The sequence below is a fragment of the Ruegeria sp. K11 genome, from assembly GCF_056531905.1.
In genome coordinates, this window is the sequence record NZ_JBQFMP010000002.1 from 361,649 (window position 1) to 382,365 (window position 20,717).

Annotated in this window: 25 protein-coding genes; 24 read left to right on the forward strand and 1 reads right to left on the reverse strand. The window is 60.0% G+C overall.

Annotated elements, in window-relative coordinates; translation table 11 throughout:
* Nucleotides 1–106 precede the first annotated feature (106 nt).
* The 3 genes from ACR0K4_RS04560 to ACR0K4_RS04570 are packed head-to-tail and all read left to right on the forward strand — an operon-like array spanning nucleotide 107 to nucleotide 3,710.
* Nucleotides 107–1,633, forward strand: coding sequence for an AMP-binding protein (locus tag ACR0K4_RS04560; protein WP_480853016.1), 1,527 nt, complete (start codon nucleotides 107–109; stop codon nucleotides 1,631–1,633).
* The gene (locus ACR0K4_RS04565; RefSeq protein ID WP_480853017.1) at nucleotides 1,630–2,106 is read left to right on the forward strand and encodes a hypothetical protein; all 477 of its coding nucleotides are present in this window, start codon (nucleotides 1,630–1,632) and stop codon (nucleotides 2,104–2,106) included. Before ACR0K4_RS04560 ends, ACR0K4_RS04565 begins: the two co-directional genes overlap by 4 nt.
* A complete protein-coding gene (locus tag ACR0K4_RS04570) occupies nucleotides 2,103–3,710 on the forward strand; it encodes a carboxyl transferase domain-containing protein (protein ID WP_480853018.1) in 1,608 nt (535 codons plus the stop codon). The genes ACR0K4_RS04565 and ACR0K4_RS04570 overlap by 4 nt, the downstream gene beginning before the upstream one ends.
* Nucleotides 3,711–3,722: 12 nt before the next feature.
* Here ACR0K4_RS04570 and ACR0K4_RS04575 read toward each other — a convergent pair whose 3' ends face one another.
* Entirely contained in the window at nucleotides 3,723–4,499 is a 777-nt protein-coding gene (locus ACR0K4_RS04575; protein ID WP_480853019.1) for a class I SAM-dependent methyltransferase, read from the reverse strand.
* On the opposite strand from ACR0K4_RS04575, the gene ACR0K4_RS04580 reads away from it, so the two are divergent.
* From ACR0K4_RS04580 to ACR0K4_RS04680, 21 genes are all read left to right on the forward strand, one after another.
* Complete coding sequence (locus ACR0K4_RS04580; RefSeq protein ID WP_480853020.1) at nucleotides 4,492–6,423, forward strand: acetyl/propionyl/methylcrotonyl-CoA carboxylase subunit alpha; 1,932 nt, start codon at nucleotides 4,492–4,494, stop codon at nucleotides 6,421–6,423. The genes ACR0K4_RS04575 and ACR0K4_RS04580 overlap by 8 nt on opposite strands.
* A 74-nt stretch (nucleotides 6,424–6,497) precedes the next feature.
* A complete protein-coding gene (locus ACR0K4_RS04585) occupies nucleotides 6,498–7,352 on the forward strand; it encodes a hydroxymethylglutaryl-CoA lyase (RefSeq protein WP_480853021.1) in 855 nt (284 codons plus the stop codon).
* 11 nt (nucleotides 7,353–7,363) lie between these two features.
* The gene (locus ACR0K4_RS04590; protein WP_480853022.1) at nucleotides 7,364–8,152 is read left to right on the forward strand and encodes a crotonase/enoyl-CoA hydratase family protein; all 789 of its coding nucleotides are present in this window, start codon (nucleotides 7,364–7,366) and stop codon (nucleotides 8,150–8,152) included.
* Between the two features lie 187 nt (nucleotides 8,153–8,339).
* The gene (locus ACR0K4_RS04595; RefSeq protein WP_170325678.1) at nucleotides 8,340–8,705 is read left to right on the forward strand and encodes an NADH-quinone oxidoreductase subunit A; all 366 of its coding nucleotides are present in this window, start codon (nucleotides 8,340–8,342) and stop codon (nucleotides 8,703–8,705) included.
* Complete coding sequence (locus ACR0K4_RS04600; RefSeq protein ID WP_480853023.1) at nucleotides 8,696–9,229, forward strand: NuoB/complex I 20 kDa subunit family protein; 534 nt, start codon at nucleotides 8,696–8,698, stop codon at nucleotides 9,227–9,229. Before ACR0K4_RS04595 ends, ACR0K4_RS04600 begins: the two co-directional genes overlap by 10 nt.
* Complete coding sequence (locus tag ACR0K4_RS04605) at nucleotides 9,226–9,552, forward strand: antibiotic biosynthesis monooxygenase (RefSeq protein ID WP_480853024.1); 327 nt, start codon at nucleotides 9,226–9,228, stop codon at nucleotides 9,550–9,552. The genes ACR0K4_RS04600 and ACR0K4_RS04605 overlap by 4 nt, the downstream gene beginning before the upstream one ends.
* Nucleotides 9,545–10,150 (forward strand): NADH-quinone oxidoreductase subunit C, encoded by a 606-nt coding sequence (locus ACR0K4_RS04610; protein WP_480853025.1) that lies wholly within the window; start codon nucleotides 9,545–9,547, stop codon nucleotides 10,148–10,150. Before ACR0K4_RS04605 ends, ACR0K4_RS04610 begins: the two co-directional genes overlap by 8 nt.
* Nucleotides 10,150–10,323: a hypothetical protein gene (locus ACR0K4_RS04615; RefSeq protein WP_170658736.1), complete on the forward strand. Its 174-nt coding sequence runs from the start codon at nucleotides 10,150–10,152 to the stop codon at nucleotides 10,321–10,323. Before ACR0K4_RS04610 ends, ACR0K4_RS04615 begins: the two co-directional genes overlap by 1 nt.
* A 1-nt stretch (nucleotide 10,324) precedes the next feature.
* The gene (locus tag ACR0K4_RS04620) at nucleotides 10,325–10,450 is read left to right on the forward strand and encodes a hypothetical protein (protein ID WP_480853026.1); all 126 of its coding nucleotides are present in this window, start codon (nucleotides 10,325–10,327) and stop codon (nucleotides 10,448–10,450) included.
* 217 nt (nucleotides 10,451–10,667) lie between these two features.
* Nucleotides 10,668–11,891 (forward strand): NADH-quinone oxidoreductase subunit D, encoded by a 1,224-nt coding sequence (locus tag ACR0K4_RS04625; protein ID WP_480853111.1) that lies wholly within the window; start codon nucleotides 10,668–10,670, stop codon nucleotides 11,889–11,891.
* Nucleotides 11,891–13,003: an NADH-quinone oxidoreductase subunit NuoE gene (gene nuoE, locus ACR0K4_RS04630; RefSeq protein WP_480853027.1), complete on the forward strand. Its 1,113-nt coding sequence runs from the start codon at nucleotides 11,891–11,893 to the stop codon at nucleotides 13,001–13,003. The genes ACR0K4_RS04625 and nuoE overlap by 1 nt, the downstream gene beginning before the upstream one ends.
* Nucleotides 13,004–13,033: 30 nt before the next feature.
* Complete coding sequence (locus tag ACR0K4_RS04635; protein ID WP_480853028.1) at nucleotides 13,034–13,261, forward strand: DUF5337 domain-containing protein; 228 nt, start codon at nucleotides 13,034–13,036, stop codon at nucleotides 13,259–13,261.
* Nucleotides 13,262–13,268: 7 nt separating this feature from the next.
* Nucleotides 13,269–14,567, forward strand: a complete 1,299-nt coding sequence (gene nuoF, locus ACR0K4_RS04640; protein WP_480853029.1) for an NADH-quinone oxidoreductase subunit NuoF — start codon at nucleotides 13,269–13,271, stop codon at nucleotides 14,565–14,567.
* Between the two features lie 5 nt (nucleotides 14,568–14,572).
* Nucleotides 14,573–14,989, forward strand: coding sequence for an MAPEG family protein (locus ACR0K4_RS04645; protein WP_480853030.1), 417 nt, complete (start codon nucleotides 14,573–14,575; stop codon nucleotides 14,987–14,989).
* Nucleotides 14,938–15,384: a hypothetical protein gene (locus ACR0K4_RS04650; protein WP_480853031.1), complete on the forward strand. Its 447-nt coding sequence runs from the start codon at nucleotides 14,938–14,940 to the stop codon at nucleotides 15,382–15,384. Before ACR0K4_RS04645 ends, ACR0K4_RS04650 begins: the two co-directional genes overlap by 52 nt.
* Before the next feature lie 98 nt (nucleotides 15,385–15,482).
* Entirely contained in the window at nucleotides 15,483–15,887 is a 405-nt protein-coding gene (locus ACR0K4_RS04655) for a DUF5333 domain-containing protein (protein ID WP_480853032.1), read from the forward strand.
* Between the two features lie 3 nt (nucleotides 15,888–15,890).
* Nucleotides 15,891–17,912: an NADH-quinone oxidoreductase subunit NuoG gene (gene nuoG / locus ACR0K4_RS04660; protein WP_480853033.1), complete on the forward strand. Its 2,022-nt coding sequence runs from the start codon at nucleotides 15,891–15,893 to the stop codon at nucleotides 17,910–17,912.
* Nucleotides 17,913–18,116: 204 nt separating this feature from the next.
* Nucleotides 18,117–19,154 carry an NADH-quinone oxidoreductase subunit NuoH gene (nuoH, locus tag ACR0K4_RS04665; RefSeq protein WP_480853034.1) on the forward strand — a complete coding sequence of 346 codons (1,038 nt, stop codon included), beginning with the start codon at nucleotides 18,117–18,119 and terminating at the stop codon, nucleotides 19,152–19,154.
* Between the two features lie 3 nt (nucleotides 19,155–19,157).
* Nucleotides 19,158–19,652, forward strand: a complete 495-nt coding sequence (gene nuoI, locus ACR0K4_RS04670) for an NADH-quinone oxidoreductase subunit NuoI (RefSeq protein WP_480516908.1) — start codon at nucleotides 19,158–19,160, stop codon at nucleotides 19,650–19,652.
* On the forward strand, nucleotides 19,649–20,059 hold the full coding sequence (locus ACR0K4_RS04675) for a carboxymuconolactone decarboxylase family protein (protein WP_480853035.1): 411 nt from the start codon (nucleotides 19,649–19,651) through the stop codon (nucleotides 20,057–20,059). Before nuoI ends, ACR0K4_RS04675 begins: the two co-directional genes overlap by 4 nt.
* The gene (locus ACR0K4_RS04680) at nucleotides 20,056–20,658 is read left to right on the forward strand and encodes an NADH-quinone oxidoreductase subunit J (protein WP_152458578.1); all 603 of its coding nucleotides are present in this window, start codon (nucleotides 20,056–20,058) and stop codon (nucleotides 20,656–20,658) included. Before ACR0K4_RS04675 ends, ACR0K4_RS04680 begins: the two co-directional genes overlap by 4 nt.
* Nucleotides 20,659–20,717 lie beyond the last annotated feature (59 nt).

Sequence of the window (20,717 nt, forward strand, 5' to 3'; positions counted from 1 at the left end):
GAGCTACAGGCGCCGTCAGTCTCCGGCTCTGATCTGTATCAAGTTTCCGTGATGCCCCCGGTTTCGGGCGTGGGGTGGATTTGCATGAAAACAAAAGGTTATATGAATGTATCCCGCTAGGCGCATACCGGGGTTGCATGCTGATGGCAGCTGGGACGTTCCGACCGGGTTGAATATGGCGCGGCAATGCCTGGATCATCCAGCCGAAGGTGTGGCGATTGTCGACTTGACCGCAGCGGGAAAGACCGCTTTCCGGTATGGTGAACTGGCGCGTATGACGGATGGCATCGCGTGCCACTTGCTGCAATCGGTGCGCGCCGGTGACCGTGTGGGCGTGTTACTCAGCCAGTCGCCATGGTGTGCGGCGGCGCATCTGGCGATCTGGAAGATCGGTGCAATTTCGGTGCCTTTGTTCAAACTGTTCAAACACGATGCTCTTCGATCCCGGATCGGAGATGCCGGCGCCCGGGTTGTCCTGACCGATGTCGAAGGCGCGGCGTTATTGGGTGATTTGGCAACTCCTGTTCTGATTGATCAGATCGCTCCATCGGATGACCCTCTGCCATTTGCGGATACCAGCGCCGAAGACCCTGCCGTGCTGATCTATACCTCGGGCACCACGGGCAGCCCCAAGGGTGCGCTGCACGGGCACCGGGTTCTGACCGGCCATCTGCCGGGTGTTTCGATCAGCCACAATCATCTGCGTCCGGGTGATTGCCTCTGGACCCCCGCCGACTGGGCCTGGATCGGTGGGCTGTTCGACGTATTGATGCCGGGGCTGGCGCTGGGCATCCCCGTGGTGGCGGCGCGGCTCGAGAAGTTCTCGCCCGAGGCCTGCGCCGATGTGGTGGCGCGCGGCGGGGTGCGGAATGTGTTTTTCCCGCCGACCGCGCTGCGGATGCTGAAGGCAGCGGATCAGTCGATCCCCGGCCTGCGTTCTGTGGCATCGGGGGGTGAGCCTTTGGGGGCCGAGATGCTGGCCTGGGGGCAGCAGGCGTTTGGCCTGACGATCAACGAGTTCTATGGCCAGACCGAATGCAACATGGTCGTGTCCTCCTGCGCCGAGGATTTCCCGGTGCGCCCCGGCTGCATTGGCAAACCGGTGCCGGGCCATGAGGTTGCGGTGGTTGATGACGATGGCCAACCGACGGATGAAGAGGGTGACGTTGCGATCCGGCGCGGCTCGGCCTCAATGCTGCTGGAATACTGGAACCGGCCCGAAGCCACGGCTGAGAAATTCCGGGGCGATTGGCTGATCACTGGGGACCGAGGCGTATGGGAAGGTGACTATCTGCGCTTCGTCGGGCGCGATGATGACGTGATCACCTCAGCCGGATACCGCATCGGCCCGGCTGAGATCGAAGATTGCCTGCTGACCCACCCGGCGGTGGCAACGGTCGGCGTGGTCGGCAAGCCCGACCCGCTGCGGACCGAGATCGTGAAGGCTTATGTGGTGTTGAAGCCGGGGGCCGAAGCGACGGGCGCGGAGCTGCAGGCGTGGGTCAAGGACCGTCTGGCGCAGTATTCCTATCCGCGTGAGGTGGCGTTTTTGGACGAGCTGCCGATGACGGTGACGGGGAAGGTGATCCGGAAGGAATTGAAGGCGCGGGCAGCGGGGGAAGTTCACGAATGAAGCGACTTCTGACACTGAGTGTTCTGTGCTTTGGCGCCGCCACTCCGCTAGCTTCTGAGGAAACGATAGAAACGCTGGATGTCCCAGCTTGGTTTGACGGTTGCACAGCGCTTTCAAGCACCATCATAGCGGACGAAATGGATACTCGATGTATGTCGTCAGCATATGATTATTGCGAGCTTGGGCATCCACCCGAGGACCCGCGCGATTGCATGGAGAAGTTGAACGCGCATCTTCTGGCAAAGACCCTAGAATTCGCGGATGGCTTGCCAGATCAAGTAGCAGGTTTGAGCGGCTTAAAGAAATGGTCTTACCCGCGTCGTTTGGAGAAATTCAGAAATGATGAATTCGATCCAGACTGCTCTCAAATGACAGAGTTTATGTGTGAGACTTTTAATATCGTAGTGCGATGGAGCGCAGCCAGAGATCTTGAACGGTTGTCAAATGCGCCCGGAGGATCGGAAACAGAATGAAACTCACATCCAAAGCCATGCCCACCTCTGAGGGCTTCAAGGCCAACCACACAGCCCACCTCGAGGCGTTGGCGCAAATCTCTGCCGCCGCCGAGTCCGCCCGCTTAGGCGGGGGTGAGAAATCCCGCGCGCGGCATGAGTCTCGGGGCAAGATGCTCCCGAGACGTCGGGTGGCGAACTTGCTGGACGCGGGGTCTCCGTTTCTGGAAATCGGCGCGACAGCGGCGCATGGGATGTATGGTGATGCAGCACCCTGTGCCGGGGTGATCGCAGGCATTGGCAGGGTCCAGGGGCGCGAGGTCATGGTGGTGTGCAACGACGCCACCGTGAAGGGCGGCACTTACTATCCGATGACCGTCAAGAAACACCTCCGCGCGCAGGAGATTGCCGAGGAAAACCATCTGCCCTGCATCTATCTGGTGGATAGCGGCGGCGCGAACCTGCCCAATCAGGATGAGGTCTTTCCCGACCGCGATCACTTTGGCCGCATCTTCTTCAATCAGGCGCGGATGAGCGCCAAGGGGATTGCTCAGATTGCTGTCGTGATGGGCTCGTGCACGGCGGGTGGTGCCTATGTGCCCGCGATGTCGGACGTGACGATCATCGTCAAAGAGCAAGGCACGATCTTTCTGGCCGGGCCGCCTCTGGTCAAGGCCGCGACCGGAGAGGTGGTCAGCGCCGAGGATCTGGGCGGTGGCGATGTGCACACCCGCCTGTCAGGTGTGGCCGATTATCTTGCCGAGGATGACACCCACGCTCTGGCCTTGGCCCGCCGCGCGGTCGGGTCGTTGGGCGGTGCCGGGCTGAAGCCCGGCCTCCAGTTCGAGACGCCCGAGGACCCGGCTTATGACCCCGAAGAAATTCTGGGCGTTGTTCCTGCCGACCTGCGCACGCCCTATGACATCCGCGAGGTGATCGCGCGTCTGGTCGACGGCTCTCGGTTCGATGAATTCAAGCCCCGCTTTGGCGAGACGCTGGTGACCGGCTTTGCCCATATCAAAGGCTGCCCGGTCGGGATCATCGCCAACAATGGCGTGCTGTTTTCCGAGGCCGCGCAGAAGGGTGCGCATTTTGTTGAGCTGTGTTCGCAGCGCAAGACACCGCTTGTGTTTTTGCAGAACATCACCGGCTTCATGGTGGGCCGCAAATACGAGAACGAGGGCATCGCGCGGCATGGGGCCAAGATGGTGACAGCCGTGGCGACGACATCTGTGCCGAAGATAACGATGCTGGTGGGTGGGTCCTTTGGTGCGGGCAATTACGGAATGGCCGGGCGCGCTTATCAGCCGCGATTCCTGTGGACATGGCCCAATTCGCGCATCTCGGTGATGGGCGGAGAGCAAGCCGCGGGCGTTCTGGCCACCGTCAAGCGCGACGGGATCGAACGTCAGGGTGGCTCTTGGTCGGCCGAGGAAGAGGCCGAATTCAAACGTCCGACGCTGGAGATGTTCGAGGAGCAATCGCATCCGCTCTATGCCTCAGCCCGCCTTTGGGACGATGGCATCATCGATCCACGCAAATCGCGCGATGTGCTGGCCCTGTCGCTGAGTGCTGCATTGAATGCCCCGATTGAGGAGACACGTTTCGGCGTGTTCAGGATGTGAGCCATGTGTGATCTAGCTTGGCTTGAAACCGGAAAAGCGAACTGCGCTGCCACCAACATAGTATTGTACAGCGACGGACAGCCCGACCGACCTGAGTGCTTCCAAAACAGTGCCGCCCGCCCCGAAGTTCCGCGTGTATTCACCGATCATCGTGAAGTCTTGTGCACCGTTCAGGAACAAGCGTTCAATCTGTGGCAACACTCCATCGAGGTAGAATCGGTAGAGCGGGCGCAGCGACCAACTCACCGGATCCGCCGCTTCGATCAGGGAAAACGGAGCACCTGGTTTGAGAATGCGATGCAACTGTCGTGCAAATATCAGATGCTGCTGCGAATTGAACGTCTTGAGGCCAAAGGTAGAGATCGCAAATTCTGCCGAGTTACTCGGCAGGTCGGTGGTCAGAAAATTGGCGCAGTGATGGGCGATGCGATCTTCACGACTTTTGTGCAGCCGGTCGATTGCCTGTCGGTGCATCTCGGGGCTGATGTCGATGGCCGTAATAGTGCTAATACACGGAAATCTGCGAATCAAATGCGGCCAAGCCTCTCCGGTCCCGGCCATCAGATCGACACCCGCTGCAGTGGTGTCAGGTTGGAGGTCGAGACCGTTAATACAGGCCTTGCGCCATGCTCTGACCATTCCGAACGAGGCGGCGGCGCTCCAATTCCGGTAGGAGCCGGAACATCGGTCAAAAACACCGGCAACAAAGTCAGGATCAAAAATTTCATCGCTCATGATTGGGACGGTGCAATTATGGGTCCCAGAATGCAAGGGATTGCTTATGTTCAATAAAATCCTGATTGCCAACCGGGGAGAGATTGCTTGCCGCGTCATGGAAACCGCGCAGAAGATGGGCGTGTCCTGCGTGGCGGTTTATTCTGACGCGGATGCCTCGGCCAAGCATGTGCAGATGGCGGATGAGGCTGTGCATATCGGCGGCGCGGCCCCGGCTGAGAGCTATCTGAAGGGCGACGTGATCATACAGGCGGCGCTGGATACCGGCGCGCAGGCGATCCACCCCGGATATGGTTTCCTGTCCGAGAACCCGGATTTTGTGGATGCGGTCGAAGCTGCGGGCCTGACTTTCATCGGGCCCTCGGCAGATGCGATCCGCAAGATGGGCCTCAAGGACGCGGCAAAAGTGCTGATGGAGGATGCGGGCGTTCCCGTCGTGCCCGGCTATCATGGCGACAATCAGGATCCCGAACATCTGGCTGGGGCTGCGGATACTATTGGCTATCCGGTGCTGATCAAGGCTGTTGCTGGTGGCGGCGGCAAGGGGATGCGGTTGGTTGAAGGGCCCGAGGATTTCGCGGCCGCATTGGACAGCGCGCGCGGTGAGGCCAAGACAGCCTTTGGCAATGACGCTGTGCTGGTCGAGAAATTCGTTGCCAAGCCCCGCCATATCGAAGTGCAGGTCTTCGGCGATGGCACTCATGCGGTGCATCTGTTCGAACGCGATTGTTCGTTGCAGCGTCGGCATCAGAAGGTGATCGAAGAGGCCCCGGCACCCGGCATGACCGCAGAAATGCGTACGGCGATGGGGCAGGCGGGCGTGCGCGCGGCTGAGGCCATCGGGTATAAAGGCGCGGGTACGGTTGAATTCATCGTCGATGCCTCGGACGGGCTGCGCCCGGACCGGTTCTGGTTCATGGAGATGAACACGCGCCTGCAAGTGGAGCATCCGGTGACCGAGGCGATCACCGGCGTCGATCTGGTCGAATGGCAGCTGCGTGTCGCATCGGGCGAGTCCCTGCCCAGCACGCAGGAGGGGATGCTCCGGGCCGGGCACGCCTTTGAGGCCCGGCTTTATGCCGAGGATGTGCCCAAGGGCTTTCTGCCAGCGACGGGTACTCTGACCCATCTGAACTTCCCGCAAGAGTGCCGCGCCGATAGTGGGGTGCGGGCGGGGGACACCATCAGCCCGTGGTATGACCCCATGATCGCCAAGGTGGTGGTCTGGGGCGCAACGCGCGAGATTGCGTTGGCCAAGCTCGACACCGCCCTGCGCGGAACGCAGGTCGCGGGCACTGTCACCAACCTTGCGTTTCTGGGCGCGCTGACGCGGCATGCGGGATTTGCCTCGGGCGATGTCGATACCGGTCTGATCGGGCGTGATCTGGAAGAATTGGTACGCGACCCCGCACCCGGCCCCGCGTTGGCGGTGGCTGCTGCAATGGCCGCGGCCGGGCTGGTTGACGCGGTCGAGGACAGCGGCTTTACCCTCTGGGCCCCGTTGCACCGGGCCGTTGCGCTGATGCGTGACGGCGAGCGTATTGATCTGGATGTTCAAGTTCATGGCCCGGACCTGCAGGTCTGGCAGGTAGATGATGCCACGGTCGAGGCCCGTCGCGTCGATCATCGCTGGCTGATCGACGGCGCGCCGATGCCGCACGTTGCGGTTTCAGGCTATGTCGTCACGGTGTTCGACGACTACGGGCAGGTGTTTGAGGTCGTTGACCCGCTGGATCGTGACGCCAGCGCGGCGGGTGATACCAATGTTATCGAGGCGCCGATGCCCGGTTTGGTCAAGGCCGTCTTTGCCTCGGCAGGGCAGGCGGTAAAGGAAGGCGACCGGTTGGCCATTCTGGAAGCCATGAAGATGGAACATTCGCTGCTGGCCGCCCGAGATGGCGTGGTGGCCGAGGTGCTGGCCGAGGCGGGTGCTCAGGTCGAGGCCGGCGCGGCGCTGGTCCGGCTGGCCGAGGATTGATCTGTTCGGGCCGTGCATTGCGTGGCACAGTCATCCGTATTTGAAACAAGAAGAAGCCGGGAAGGGATGCGCTGATGAAAGAACGGGTCGAGATATTCGAGGTCGGGCCGCGCGATGGTCTGCAGAACGAACAGCGCGAGATTCCGGTGGCCGAGAAAGTGGCTCTGGTCGATTGCCTCAGCCGCGCCGGGTTCAACCGGATTGAGGTGGCTAGCTTCGTCTCTCCGAAATGGGTGCCGCAGATGAAAGGCAGCGCTGAGGTTCTGGCGGGAATCACCCGGGCCGACGGTGTGCGCTATGCGGCGTTGACGCCGAATATGCGGGGATATGAGGATGCGCTGGCGGCCAAAGTGGATGAGATCGCGGTGTTTGCTTCGGCGTCCGAGGGGTTCTCGAAGGCCAACATCAACGCAACCATCGCCGAATCCATTGACCGTTTCGTGCCGATCCTCGAAGCCGCACGCCATATCGATTTGCCGGTCCGGGGCTATGTCTCTTGCGTGACCGATTGCCCCTATGACGGCCCGACCCCACCCGAAAAGGTGGCCGAGGTGGCGGATGCGCTGTTTGCCCATGGCTGCTATGAGATTTCGCTGGGCGACACGATCGGACAGGCGACCCCGGACAAGATCGCGCATATGCTGCTGGCGGTGCGTGAACGCGTTCCGGTCACCCGGCTTGCCGGTCACTTCCACGACACCAACGGGCGGGCGATTGACAATATAGACGCCTCGCTGGCGCTGGGCGTGCGGGTGTTTGACGCCGCCGTGGGCGGGCTGGGCGGTTGCCCTTATGCGCCCGGTGCAGCGGGCAATGTCGCGACCGAGGCTGTGGCCGCTCATCTGGGGCGTTTGGGCTATGAAACCGGTCTGGATACCGCTGTTCTGGAGCAGGCGGCGGACATGGCGCGGGCCATGCGGCCAGAATGAGGGGGACGCCTGTGTTTGATACGATCACGCTGGAAACAGATGCGCGCGGCGTAGCGAAGCTGACGCTGAACCGCCCCGAAAAACACAATGCCTTGTCAGCTCAGATGATTGCCGAGCTCACCCAAGCCGCCGGACAACTGGCCGGTGATGACTCGGTGCGGGTGGTCGTTCTGGCTGCGTCAGGCAAAAGCTTCTGTGCCGGGGGCGATCTGGGCTGGATGCAGGCGCAGATGGCCGCCGATCCTGAAACGCGCTTTGTCGAGGCGCGCAAGCTGGCCGAGATGCTGAATGCGCTGAACACGCTGCCTAAGCCCTTGATCGGTGCCTTGCAGGGCAACGCGTTTGGCGGCGGCGTCGGGATGGCCGCTGTCTGCGACGTGGCGATTGGGGTCGACAGCCTGAAAATGGCGCTGACCGAAACCCGTCTTGGTCTGATCCCGGCGACGATTGGCCCCTATGTGATTGCGCGAATGGGCGAGGCGCGCGCGCGGCGTGTTTTCATGTCGGCCCGTCTGTTTGATGCTGCAGAAGCCGTCGATCTGGGACTGCTGGCCAAAAACGTCCCTGTCGACGGGTTGACCGACGCGGTTGAGGCAGAGGTGCTACCCTATCTTTCTTGCGCGCCGGGGGCGGTGGCTTCGGCCAAAGAGATGATCCGACATCTGGGTCCTCGCATTGACGATGCTGTGATCGACCACACGATAAGGGGATTGGTGTCGCGCTGGGAAACCGAAGAGGCGCGCGAAGGGATCTCTGCTTTCTTCGAAAAACGAAAACCTGCATGGATTAGTAAGGTTTAGAAGGCACAAGCCTTCGCGTGGATTCAAAAATTCGGTTGGCAAGGGCAGAACAGGCGCAAGCGGATTAATAGCCCCCTGCGCGTTTCTGGTCGGTTGACCCTCTGACCCCGCACAGATAGAGAATGGCCAGTCAACTCGCCAATTGACGGCGCACCCTTTCGGGGCATGCGCAGGAAAGGAGCTATACGTGGAAGACCTGCTGCGGGAGTACCTCCCGATTCTGGTGTTTCTGGCCGTTGCCGTGGGCCTTGGAATCGTCCTGATTCTCGCAGCGGTGGTGCTGGCCGTCCGCAATCCCGACCCCGAGAAGGTCAGCGCATATGAATGTGGCTTCAACGCATTCGATGATGCGCGGATGAAGTTCGACGTCCGATTCTATCTGGTCTCGATTCTGTTCATCATCTTCGATCTGGAGATTGCGTTCCTGTTCCCATGGGCCGTGGGCTTCAAGGACATCAGCGACGTAGGTTTCTGGTCCATGATGGTGTTCTTGGCCGTGCTGACCATCGGCTTTGCCTATGAGTGGAAGAAGGGGGCGCTGGAATGGGAGTGATGACGGGTGCAAACGCCGCCGGCGTCGATAAAGAAGTCGCCACCCAGGCCCTGAATGCGGAACTGCAGGACAAAGGTTTCCTGCTGACCTCGACCGAAGACATTATCAACTGGGCGCGCACTGGTTCGTTGCACTGGATGACCTTTGGTCTGGCGTGTTGCGCAGTTGAGATGATGCATACCTCGATGCCGCGCTATGATGCGGAACGGTTCGGCATCGCTCCGCGCGCGTCCCCGCGCCAGTCGGATGTGATGATTGTGGCGGGCACCCTGACCAACAAGATGGCCCCGGCGTTGCGCAAGGTCTACGACCAGATGCCCGAGCCGCGCTATGTGATCTCGATGGGGTCCTGCGCCAATGGCGGCGGCTACTACCACTATTCCTATTCGGTCGTGCGTGGCTGTGACCGTATCGTTCCGGTGGACATCTACGTGCCCGGCTGCCCCCCGACCGCTGAGGCGCTGCTGTATGGCCTGATGCAGTTGCAACGCAAAATCCGTCGTACAGGAACGATCGTGCGATGAGTGATCCGGTTGTCAGGCGCTGGGAGGCTGTGGTTGCCCGAGACGATGTTGCCGAGTGGGTCGGTACCTTTCGGACGCGTGCGCTCCCCGGCATGCGCGCCGTGGAAGGGTTCGAAAGCGTGTCCTTCCAAGTCCGGCGCGATCAGGATCCCAGCCATGTCGTGGTGCTGACCAAATGGCGTGACATGGCCGCCATTGCGACCTATGCGGGCGAGGACGTCGCAAAGACGGTTATGCCGGACTTTATGGCGAAGTTTTTCAAGTCTTACGACGCAGAAGCTACGTTCTATGACGAAGTTTTGCAGGAGGGCCGCAATGAGTGAAGCGCTCAAAGAACTCGGCGCGCAGCTTGAGCTGAAGAGGGCAGATTGTGTTCTGTCATGGGATGTGACCCATGGCGAGCTGAACGTCGATGTGGCCCCGTCGAACCTTGTGGAATTCGTTGAATTCCTGAAATCCGACCAAAGCTGCAAGTTTTCGTCACTGGTCGATATCACTGGCGTCGATTACCCCGAGCGGGCCAAACGGTTCGACGTGGTCTATCATTTCCTGTCGATGTACCAGAACCAGCGCATCCGTTTGCGGGTCTCGATCCGCGAAGAAGACATGGTGCCCTCGATTGTCGATATCCATCCCTCGGCCAACTGGTTCGAGCGTGAAGTGTTCGATATGTTCGGCATCCTGTTCTCGGGACACCCGGACCTGCGGCGCATTCTGACCGACTATGGCTTTCGCGGTCATCCGCTGCGCAAGGATTTCCCGACCACCGGCTATACCGAGGTCCGCTATGATGAGGCGCAAAAGCGCGTGGTCTACGAACCCGTGTCGCTGGTTCAGGAATACCGGCAGTTTGATTTCATGTCCCCGTGGGAGGGTGCGAATTATATTCTGCCAGGGGATGAGAAGCAGGAGTCCGAATAATGGGCGGCATCTGGTGGTTGATCCTATCTGCACTGACCATCATCCCGATGGTGAAGATTTTGCCGTTTTTCGGGATCAACAAATACTGGTGCCTTCTATGTTTGGTTCCGTTTGGAACGATCGCGCTGCTGTGGTGGGTCGGGATCAAGCTGCAAGAGTTGGAGCGCCTCTGATATGATAGGCGAACTGATCATTCTGGGCGCTATGGGCGTTCTGCTGGCAGGGGCCGCAGCCAAAGCGACCGAAGCTGAAAAGGTCCGGGTACGGGCCGAAACAAAGAAGAAACGGGGGCGTCGCTGATGGACTTTGTCGAAGTGTCATTTCTCGATTTATTGACCGTCTTGTCCGTTGGCTTGGGCATGTATGTTTCTTTGCTCGCCCCACTGTTGATTGTGCTTCGCATCCAAGGGGTTCCAGCAAGCCGCGTAGCGCTTTGCTTGTTGCCAATGATTGGACCTGTAGCACTAATTGTTACAACTATCGCTCGTGCAGAGCGACGATATTCTGAGGTCTGATGATGGACGGCTCAAGATATGATGACGGCAGCTCGGATGCGCTGAGCGGCGAGCAGAAGATCCGCAACTTCAACATCAACTTCGGTCCGCAACACCCTGCGGCGCACGGTGTTTTGCGCCTTGTGCTTGAACTGGACGGCGAGATCGTCGAGCGCTGCGACCCGCATATCGGCTTGCTGCACCGTGGTACCGAAAAGCTGATGGAAAGCCGGACGTATCTACAGAACCTGCCGTATTTCGACCGTCTGGATTACGTGGCCCCGATGAATCAGGAACATGCCTGGTGTCTGGCCATCGAAAAGCTGACCGGGGTCGAGGTGCCGCGCCGGGGCTCGCTGATCCGGGTCCTCTATTCCGAGATCGGTCGTATTCTGAACCACCTGCTGAACGTGACCACGCAGGCGATGGATGTGGGTGCCCTGACTCCACCGCTTTGGGGCTTTGAAGAGCGCGAAAAGCTGATGGTGTTCTATGAGCGTGCCTGTGGCGCCCGCCTGCACGCCGCCTATTTCCGCCCCGGTGGTGTGCATCAGGACCTGCCGCCCGAACTGCTGGATGACATCGAGGCGTGGAGCCACGAGTTCCCTGCTGTTTTGGACGACATTGACGGTCTGCTGACCGAAAACCGCATCTTCAAACAGCGCAACGCCGATATTGGCGTCGTGACCGAGGATGACATCCAGAAATACGGCTTCTCGGGCGTGATGGTCCGTGGCTCAGGCCTCGCATGGGACCTGCGCCGCGCGCAGCCCTATGAATGCTATGACGAGTTCGAATTCCAGATCCCCGTCGGTAAGAATGGCGACTGCTATGACCGCTATCTGGTGCGCATGGAAGAAATGCGCCAGTCACTGCTGATCATCCGTCAGGCTATCGCCAAAATCCGCGACTGCCCCGGAGATGTTCTGGCGCGTGGCAAGATCACCCCGCCGAAACGCTCGGACATGAAAACCTCGATGGAAAGCCTGATCCATCACTTCAAGCTCTATACCGAAGGCTTCCACGTCCCCGCGGGCGAAGTTTACGCTGCCGTCGAGGCCCCTAAGGGTGAGTTCGGCGTCTATCTGGTCGCCGACGGCACCAACAAACCCTACCGCGCCAAACTGCGCGCGCCGGGGTTCCTGCACCTGCAAGCCATGGACCATGTCGCCGGAGGCCACCAACTGGCTGATGTCGCCGCGATTATCGGCACCATGGACGTCGTATTTGGAGAGATTGACCGCTAATGCTCCGCCGTCTTCACCCCGAACAACCCGAAAGCTTCGCCTTCACCGCTGCAAACCAGAAATGGGCCGAAGCGCAGGTTACAAAATATCCCGAGGGCCGTCAGGCCAGCGCAGTTATCCCTCTGCTGTGGCGCGCGCAGGAGCAGGAGGGGTGGTTGTCCCGACCGGCGATTGAAATCGTCGCTGACATGCTGGGCATGGCCTATATCCGCGTGCTTGAGGTCGCCTCGTTCTACTTCATGTTCCAACTGCAACCGGTTGGGTCCATCGCTCATATTCAAGTCTGCGGCACGACGTCTTGCATGATCTGCGGGGCCGAAGACCTGATAGCGGTTTGCAAGGAAAAGATTGCCTCTAAACCGTACGCACTATCCGCCGATGGCAAGCTGAGCTGGGAAGAGGTGGAATGCCTGGGCTCCTGCACCAATGCGCCGATGGCGCAGATTGGCAAGGACTACTATGAGGATCTGACCGCCGAGAGCTTTGGCAGGATCATTGACGATCTGGCGGCTGGCAAAGTGCCGCCCCCGGGCCCTCAGAACGGGCGCTATGCGGCGGAACCTTTGAAAGGGCTGACCAGCCTGACCGAGCATGATGCCGGTAAGCCGGACCACAATGCCAGTGTGGCCCTGGCGACGGGTCTGGGCGATACGGTCAAGCGCATTGACGGGACCGAGGTCCCGATCCTGACGCCGTGGCTTGGGAAAGACGGCAAGCAGGCCGGAGCCTCGGCCGCGGCAGAACCGCCCAAAGCGCCTGAGCCCGCGAAACCTGCGGTGAAACAGGCGGCCGAGGCCAAGGCTGCGAAGGCAGAGGTGACAGAAGACAAACCCCGGACGCTGACCGAGGCGCGTGGCGGCTTGCCGGACGACCTCAAGCTGCTGAAAGGGGTTGGGCCGAAGCTGGAAGAGACACTCAACGGTCTGGGCTTTTACCACTACGACCAGATCGCCGCGTGGACGCCCGCGCATGTGGCCTGGGTGGATGCGCGCCTGAAGTTCAAGGGCCGGATCGAACGCGACGGCTGGATCGAACAGGCGGCCAGGCTGGCGGTTGGGGATCAGACCGAGTTTGCCAAACGTGCCAAGGAAGACGGCACTTACGAAGACTAGGACAGGTGCCCGCAGGGGCATCGGGGGAAGATGGACAAGGATACGGAACAGGCCATAGCCCGAAAGGGCCGCCATGTCGGCATCGTCATTGCGGTGACGATGGTGATCTGGCTTGGCGCGACCATGTTCATCGGTCCCGCGTTGGGTATGCCCGGGCGCTATGCGCTGCTTTTTGATTTTGCCGCTCTGGCAGGGTTCATCTATGCGGGTGTCAACATTTTTCAACTCTGGCGCATGCGTCACGATAACCAAAGGTAACTGAGCCATGCTGAAGGATCAGGACAGGATCTTTACCAACATCTACGGGATGCATGAGCGCACTCTGAAAGGCGCGCAGGCCCGGGGGCATTGGGACGGCACCGCTGGCCTGATCGACAAGGGCCGGGACTGGATCATTCAGACCATGAAGGATTCAGGTCTGCGTGGCCGCGGCGGCGCGGGCTTCCCGACCGGTCTGAAATGGTCGTTCATGCCCAAGGAAAGCGACGGTCGCCCGGCCTATCTGGTTGTGAACGCGGATGAATCCGAGCCCGGCACCTGCAAAGACCGCGAGATCATGCGCCACGATCCGCATACGTTGATCGAAGGCTGCCTGATCGCGTCCTTCGCGATGAATGCACATACTTGCTACATCTACCTGCGCGGCGAGTATATCCGCGAGCGTGAGGCGCTGCAGATCGCGATTGATGAGGCGTATGACGCCGGTCTTCTGGGCAAAAACGCCGCTGGCTCGGGCTGGGATTTCGACCTGTTCCTGCATCACGGGGCAGGCGCGTATATCTGCGGTGAGGAAACTGCCCTGATCGAAAGCCTTGAGGGCAAGAAGGGCATGCCGCGGATGAAACCTCCGTTCCCGGCGGGCGCGGGGCTCTATGGCTGTCCGACCACGGTGAACAACGTGGAATCCATTGCCGTTGTGCCAACCATTCTGCGTCGAGGCGCGGATTGGTTCGCGGGCTTTGGCCGTCAGAACAACGCGGGCACCAAGCTGTTTGCGATCTCGGGCCATGTGAACAACCCATGTGTGGTCGAAGAGGCGATGTCGATCCCGTTCGAGCAACTGATCGAAACCCATTGCGGCGGTATTCGCGGCGGTTGGGACAATTTGCTGGCGGTGATCCCCGGCGGGTCCTCGGTGCCTTGCGTGCGCGGTGAGAATATGCGCGATGCGATCATGGATTTCGATTATCTGCGCGGAGAGCTGGGCTCGGGCCTTGGTACTGCCGCCGTGATCGTGATGGACAAATCCACAGATATCATCAAGGCGATCTGGCGTCTGTCGAAGTTCTACAAACACGAAAGCTGCGGCCAGTGTACACCGTGCCGCGAAGGCACCGGCTGGATGATGCGCGTGATGGACCGTCTGGTGCGTGGTGAGGCCGAGCTGGAAGAGATCGATATGCTGTTTGATGTGACCAAACAGGTCGAAGGTCATACGATCTGCGCCCTCGGCGACGCGGCAGCCTGGCCGATCCAGGGCCTGATCCGCAATTTCCGCGAAGAGATCGAAGACCGCATCAAGGCGCAGAAATCGGGCCGCATGGGCGCGATGGCGGCGGAGTAGGGCTGATGGACGTTCTAGCTGAATATGGTCACGCGGTCGCATCGCTGGTGATTTTCGCACTAATCGTATTGTTCCTGGCGCCGTTCACGGCGCTGGCCAAGCAAGGCAAGGGCCTCGCCCCGGGCGCGACACCCGATCAGGACTATTCCGACAAGGCCTATCGTTTGAACCGCGCTTATCTGAATGGAACCGAGACACTGCCGGTTTTCGTGGCGGTCACGGTTGCCGCCATATTGATGGGGGCCAGCCCGTTCTGGGTGAACCTTCTGGCTTCGGTCGCACTGCTGGCGCGTCTGGCGATGCTATTTGTCCATATTCGAGGAATAGGTCGTCCTAACAGTGGCTTACGATCTGTTCTCTATGTTGTCGGATGGGCCTGCATGTTCATTACGGGCATCATGGCATTGGTGGCGGCGTTCTGATGGGGGGCCTTGGTTGTCAACATATCGAACGGTCCGGATTGCGGGCGAGCCTTCTGCGTCTGCAGGTGGCGGTTGTTGCGCTTGGATTGGTGACCGCTTGCGGTATCGTGAAACCATCGGAAGATCAGATCGTCTTTGATGGGAAATCGTTTCGGGCTAAGGCCAAACCCGTTGACAAAAAAGCGTCGCCCACGGATTTCACCGTCGTGGTGACCGGCGTATCCAAATCGCTGGAAGGCGCGCGCGAGGCGGGGCGTTTTGAGGGGACCAAGTTCTGCATTCAGAATTTCGGGTCTTCCAGAATTGTGTGGTCTGTTGGGCCGGATACAGAACCTCAGAAGCTGCGCATCAGCGACGATAAACTGACCTTCATCGGACGGTGTCAGCGACCATGAGGCAACGGTTCGCATATCGGGCTGGCGCATTTGGGCTGTTATTGCATAGCAGTACTGGTCTCGTTCGTTTTGGTTCTTCCAAAACGAAAGGATTTTTCATGTCTGGTGCGAAACTCTGTGCGTTGTTGTCTTTGCTGGTGGTCCCTGCCGCAGCTGAAGCCAAGCCTCCTTTGCGCGAGGTCAAAGAGATCGACAACGAACTCTATTACATCGCCATCGCAAATGAGATTTCCGAGTACTGCCCTTCGATCAGCGGGCGTCGGTTGAAAGCGATTGGTGTGATGTGGGACCTGAGGTCCAAGGCGAACAAACTGGGATATTCGGACAAGGAAATCCGCGCCTATGTGGATTCGGATACTGAAAAGGACCGGATGCGCGCCAAAGGCGAGGCCTATTTGGCGCAAAACGGCGTCACTTACGAAAATCCGAACACTTTCTGCACGCTGGGGCAGAAAGAGATCGAAAGAAACAGCGCCATTGGCGTGTATTTGAGGGCGAACTAGGCGATGTCTGACCTCCGCAAGATCAATATCGACGGGCAGGAAATTGAAGTCGATGGCGCGATGACCCTGATTCAGGCGTGCGAGCAGGCCGGGGTCGAGGTGCCGCGCTTTTGCTATCACGAGCGCCTTTCGATTGCCGGCAACTGCCGGATGTGTCTGGTCGAGGTCGTGGGCGGCCCGCCCAAGCCTGCCGCGTCCTGTGCCATGCAGGTTCGTGATCTTCGCCCGGGGCCGGAAGGGCAGGCCCCTCAGGTCAAGACGAACTCACCCATGGTCAAGAAAGCCCGTGAGGGGGTAATGGAGTTCCTGCTGATCAACCACCCGCTGGATTGCCCGATCTGCGATCAGGGCGGTGAGTGTGATCTGCAGGATCAGGCCATGGCTTATGGGGTCTCGGGCTCGCGTTTCAAGGAAGCCAAGCGCGCGGTGGATGATCTGGATCTGGGGCCGCTGGTGGGCACAGCGATGACCCGTTGCATCAGTTGCACCCGTTGCGTGCGCTTCACGACTGAGGTCGCGGGCATCACCCAGATGGGCCAGACCGGGCGCGGTGAGGATGCCGAGATCACCTCGTATCTGAACCAGACGCTGCAATCGAACTTGCAGGGCAACATCATTGACCTGTGCCCGGTTGGGGCGCTGACCTCGAAGCCTTATGCCTTTACTGCACGTCCTTGGGAGTTGACCAAGACCGAGAGTATCGACGTGATGGACGCTCTGGGCTCGAACATCCGCGTGGATACCAAGGGGCGCGAAGTGATGCGCTTCCTGCCGCGTAACCATGATGGCGTGAACGAGGAATGGATCAGCGACAAGACACGCTTTGTCTGGGACGGTCTGCGCCGCCAGCGTCTGGACCGGCCATATGTGCGTGAAAACGGCAAACTGCGCCCGGCAACGTGGCCTGAGGCGCTGACCAAGGCAGCTGAGGCGCTGAAAGGGGCCAGCAAACCTGCGGGCATCGTGGGCGATCTTGCTCCGGTCGAAGCGAGCTTTGCGCTGAAGCAGATGATCGAAGGGCAGGGCGGCGTTGTAGAATGCCGCACCGATGGGGCTAAGCTGCCCGCGGGCAATCGCGCGGGCTATGCCGGGACCGCCGCGATTGAGGATATCGATACGGCCGAACGCATCCTGCTGATCGGCACCAACCCGCGCGATGAGGCCCCGGTGCTAAACGCCCGTATCCGCAAGGCGTGGACGCATGGGGCCGAGGTGGCTCTGGTCGGGCCAGCGGTGGACCTGACCTATGCCTATCACCACATGGGCGATGATCGCGCTGCGCTGCAACAGGTCGTCGATATGGGCGGCGATGATGAGATCAAGGGCAAGCGTTCGTTGGTCGTTGTCGGTCAGGGTGCGCTGCAAGAGGCCGATGGCGCGGCTGTATTGGCCGCTACGCAAACCATTGCCGCAAATACCGAAAGCGGCCTGATCGTCCTGCACACTGCCGCCTCGCGCGTCGGTGCGATGGATGTGGATGCCACCAATGAAGGCGGCATGGACGCGGTCAGCGCGGCAGACGTGATCTACAACCTCGGCGCGGATGAGGTCGAAATCGGCGACGGGGCCTTTGTGATCTATCAGGGCAGCCATGGAGACCGGGGCGCGCACCGCGCCGATGTGATCCTGCCGGGCGCAGCCTACACGGAAGAAAACGGCCTGTTCGTGAATACCGAGGGCCGTCCGCAGCTGGCGATGCGCGCCGGGTTTGCGCCGGGTGAGGCCAAGGAGAACTGGGCGATTCTGCGCGCGCTATCCGCAGAGTTGAGCGCAACACTGCCCTTCGACTCGCTGGCGCAACTGCGCACCGCACTGATCGAAGCTGTTCCTCATCTGGCACAGGTCGATACGGTGATCGAGAATGAGGGTCTGGCCCTCAATGCCGGCCCGCTGGGCAAAGCCACCTTCCGCTATGCGGTCAAGGATTTCTATCTGACCAACCCGATTGCCCGTGCCTCGCAGTTGATGGCCGAGCTGTCGGCGCAGGCGCAGGGCCGCAAATCCGGGAAGATTGCGGCGGAATGACACAAACCTGTTTCATATCGCACCCAGGCGCGGCGGCCGGGCGGCAGATAGCCGCGCTTGAAATGCGTATGAACCCCAAGATTAAGGGTGGCGCTGCAGCATCAGATGCTGTTTACACCAACGCGCCGACCCAGCCGCAGATCGCGCAGGCATCTGGCCTTTGCATCGCATGCGGACAACAGAATACCCACGGTGTGAGGACCAATGGCAGATTTCTTTAACACCCCAGGCGGAATAGCCATCATCATTCTGGCGCAAGTGCTTGCCGTTGTGGCCTTTGTGATGATCTCGCTGTTGTTCCTTGTCTATGGTGATCGCAAGATCTGGGCTGCGGTTCAGATGCGTCGCGGCCCCAACGTGGTTGGTGTCTACGGCATCCTGCAATCGGTGGCCGACGCGCTTAAATATGTGGTGAAAGAGGTCGTGATCCCTGCCGGGGCTGACCGCTCGGTGTTCATTCTGGCCCCGATGACCAGCTTTGTTCTGTCGCTGATCGCCTGGGCTGTGATCCCCTTCAATGATGGCTGGGTGCTGTCTGACCTGAACGTCGCGGTTCTGTATGTTTTTGCCGTGTCCTCGTTGGAGGTTTATGGCGTGATTATGGGCGGTTGGGCGTCAAACTCAAAGTATCCGTTCCTCGGCTCGCTGCGCTCGGCGGCGCAGATGATCTCATACGAAGTGTCCATTGGTCTGATCATCATCGGCGTGATCATCTCGACCGGGTCGATGAATTTCGGCGCGATCGTCGGTGCGCAGGATACCGGCTACGGTTTCTTCGGCTGGTACTGGCTGCCGCATTTCCCGATGGTCTTCCTGTTCTTCATCTCGGCTCTGGCCGAGACCAACCGTCCACCCTTCGACCTGCCCGAGGCGGAATCCGAGCTGGTGGCCGGGTATCAGGTGGAGTACTCCGCGACCATGTTCCTATTGTTCATGGCTGGTGAGTACATCGCGATCTTCCTGATGTGCGCCCTGATCTCGCTGCTGTTCTTCGGCGGCTGGCTGTCCCCGATCCCCGGCCTGCCCGATGGCGTGCTGTGGATGGTCGCCAAGATGGCGTTCTTCTTCTTCATCTTCTCGATGGTTAAGGCGATCACACCCCGCTACCGCTATGACCAGCTGATGCGGCTCGGTTGGAAGGTGTTCCTGCCGTTCTCGCTGGCTTGGGTGGTGTTTGTGGCCTTTGCCGCGAAATTCGACTGGTTCTGGGGCATCTTCGCCCGCTGGAGCGTAGGAGGCTGACCCATGACCCAAATCGATTACACCCGCGCCGCCAAATACTTTCTTCTGCAGGATTTCTGGGTCGGCTTCAAACTGGGGATGAAGTACTTCTTCGCCCCTAAGGCAACCATAAACTACCCGCATGAAAAGGGTCCACTGTCCCCTCGTTTTCGTGGCGAACACGCCCTGCGCCGCTACCCGAACGGCGAAGAACGCTGCATCGCCTGCAAACTCTGCGAGGCGATCTGCCCGGCGCAAGCCATCACTATCGACGCTGAACCGCGCGAAGACGGCAGCCGCCGCACCACGCGTTATGACATCGACATGACCAAGTGCATCTATTGTGGCTTCTGCCAGGAGGCTTGCCCGGTCGATGCCATCGTCGAAGGTCCAAATTTCGAATTCGCCACGGAGACCCGCGAAGAGCTGTTCTACGACAAGGAAAAACTGCTCGACAACGGTGAACGTTGGGAAGCCGAGATCGCCCGCAATCTGGAAATGGACGCGCCGTACAGATGAGTGACACGCCGACAAACCCGTTTGAGCTGATGATGAAGCAAGCCCAGGACATGGCCAAGGCGATGAACCCGGCGATGGAGAGTTTCTCGCCCAAAGGTTTCGAGAACCTTTGGCCGACCATGCCCAAAGAGGTCATGGAAATGATGTTCGGCAACACCGTCAACACCGATGGGTTGGATGCCAAGACACGCCTGCTGCTGACGCTCGCCGGGCTGACCATGCAGGGTGCGCAGGCTGACACCGCCGTGCGCCAGACCGTTCGCCACGCACTGGAAGCAGGGGCCAAAAAACAAGAGATCGTAGAAACGATCGGCCAGATGTCGGTCTTTGCCGGCATCCCGGCCATGACCCGCGCGCTGGATCTGGCGCAAGAGGTTCTAGGCGACAACGAGGATGAGGATCAATGACCGTCTTTGCCTTCTACCTGTTTGCCATCAGCGCCATCACCGGCGGGCTGTTCACGGTTATCAGCCGCCAGCCGGTGCACTCGGTGCTGTGGCTGATCCTGTCCTTTCTGTCCTCGGCGGGGCTGTTCGTGCTGCTGGGGGCCGAGTTCGTAGCGATGCTGCTGATCATTGTCTACGTCGGCGCGGTCGCGGTTCTGTTCCTGTTCGTGGTGATGATGCTGGATGTGGACTTTGCCGAGTTGAAGGCCGAGATGGCGCGCTATATGCCGCTGGCCCTGCTGATCGGTTTGGTCATCCTGATGCAGTTCGTCATGGCCTTTGGCGCCTGGGACAGCGCGCAAGGCGCGGCGGCCAATCTGGCCCAGCCGGTTCCGGCAGACCGCCACAATACCGAGGCGCTGGGTGTCATCCTTTACGATCAATACTTCCTTCTGTTCCAACTGGCGGGTCTGATCTTGCTGGTGGCCATGATCGGTGCCATCGTACTGACCCTGCGCCACCGTCAGGACATCAAGCGTCAGGACATCATCGGCCAGATGATGCGCGACCCGGCCAAGGCGATGGAGTTGAAGGACGTGAAACCGGGGCAGGGGTTGTGATGCGAGTGACGAAGTATATCCCTGCGATTTGTCTCGTTTGGGCTGCGTCAAGCAGCGCT

Coding starts and splice junctions, on each gene's coding strand:
- ACR0K4_RS04680 (WP_152458578.1), top strand. CDS start 20,056: ATGACCGTCTTTGCCTTCTACCTGTTTGCCATCAGCGCCATCACCGGC.
- ACR0K4_RS04655 (WP_480853032.1), top strand. CDS start 15,483: ATGTCTGGTGCGAAACTCTGTGCGTTGTTGTCTTTGCTGGTGGTCCCT.
- nuoE (WP_480853027.1), top strand. CDS start 11,891: ATGCTCCGCCGTCTTCACCCCGAACAACCCGAAAGCTTCGCCTTCACC.
- ACR0K4_RS04565 (WP_480853017.1), top strand. CDS start 1,630: ATGAAGCGACTTCTGACACTGAGTGTTCTGTGCTTTGGCGCCGCCACT.
- nuoI (WP_480516908.1), top strand. CDS start 19,158: ATGACCCAAATCGATTACACCCGCGCCGCCAAATACTTTCTTCTGCAG.
- nuoH (WP_480853034.1), top strand. CDS start 18,117: ATGGCAGATTTCTTTAACACCCCAGGCGGAATAGCCATCATCATTCTG.
- ACR0K4_RS04620 (WP_480853026.1), top strand. CDS start 10,325: ATGATAGGCGAACTGATCATTCTGGGCGCTATGGGCGTTCTGCTGGCA.
- ACR0K4_RS04675 (WP_480853035.1), top strand. CDS start 19,649: ATGAGTGACACGCCGACAAACCCGTTTGAGCTGATGATGAAGCAAGCC.
- ACR0K4_RS04600 (WP_480853023.1), top strand. CDS start 8,696: ATGGGAGTGATGACGGGTGCAAACGCCGCCGGCGTCGATAAAGAAGTC.
- ACR0K4_RS04585 (WP_480853021.1), top strand. CDS start 6,498: ATGAAAGAACGGGTCGAGATATTCGAGGTCGGGCCGCGCGATGGTCTG.
- ACR0K4_RS04645 (WP_480853030.1), top strand. CDS start 14,573: ATGGACGTTCTAGCTGAATATGGTCACGCGGTCGCATCGCTGGTGATT.
- ACR0K4_RS04610 (WP_480853025.1), top strand. CDS start 9,545: ATGAGTGAAGCGCTCAAAGAACTCGGCGCGCAGCTTGAGCTGAAGAGG.
- ACR0K4_RS04560 (WP_480853016.1), top strand. CDS start 107: ATGTATCCCGCTAGGCGCATACCGGGGTTGCATGCTGATGGCAGCTGG.
- ACR0K4_RS04625 (WP_480853111.1), top strand. CDS start 10,668: ATGGACGGCTCAAGATATGATGACGGCAGCTCGGATGCGCTGAGCGGC.
- ACR0K4_RS04635 (WP_480853028.1), top strand. CDS start 13,034: ATGGACAAGGATACGGAACAGGCCATAGCCCGAAAGGGCCGCCATGTC.
- nuoF (WP_480853029.1), top strand. CDS start 13,269: ATGCTGAAGGATCAGGACAGGATCTTTACCAACATCTACGGGATGCAT.
- ACR0K4_RS04605 (WP_480853024.1), top strand. CDS start 9,226: ATGAGTGATCCGGTTGTCAGGCGCTGGGAGGCTGTGGTTGCCCGAGAC.
- ACR0K4_RS04650 (WP_480853031.1), top strand. CDS start 14,938: ATGGGCCTGCATGTTCATTACGGGCATCATGGCATTGGTGGCGGCGTT.
- nuoG (WP_480853033.1), top strand. CDS start 15,891: ATGTCTGACCTCCGCAAGATCAATATCGACGGGCAGGAAATTGAAGTC.
- ACR0K4_RS04570 (WP_480853018.1), top strand. CDS start 2,103: ATGAAACTCACATCCAAAGCCATGCCCACCTCTGAGGGCTTCAAGGCC.
- ACR0K4_RS04615 (WP_170658736.1), top strand. CDS start 10,150: ATGGGCGGCATCTGGTGGTTGATCCTATCTGCACTGACCATCATCCCG.
- ACR0K4_RS04580 (WP_480853020.1), top strand. CDS start 4,492: ATGTTCAATAAAATCCTGATTGCCAACCGGGGAGAGATTGCTTGCCGC.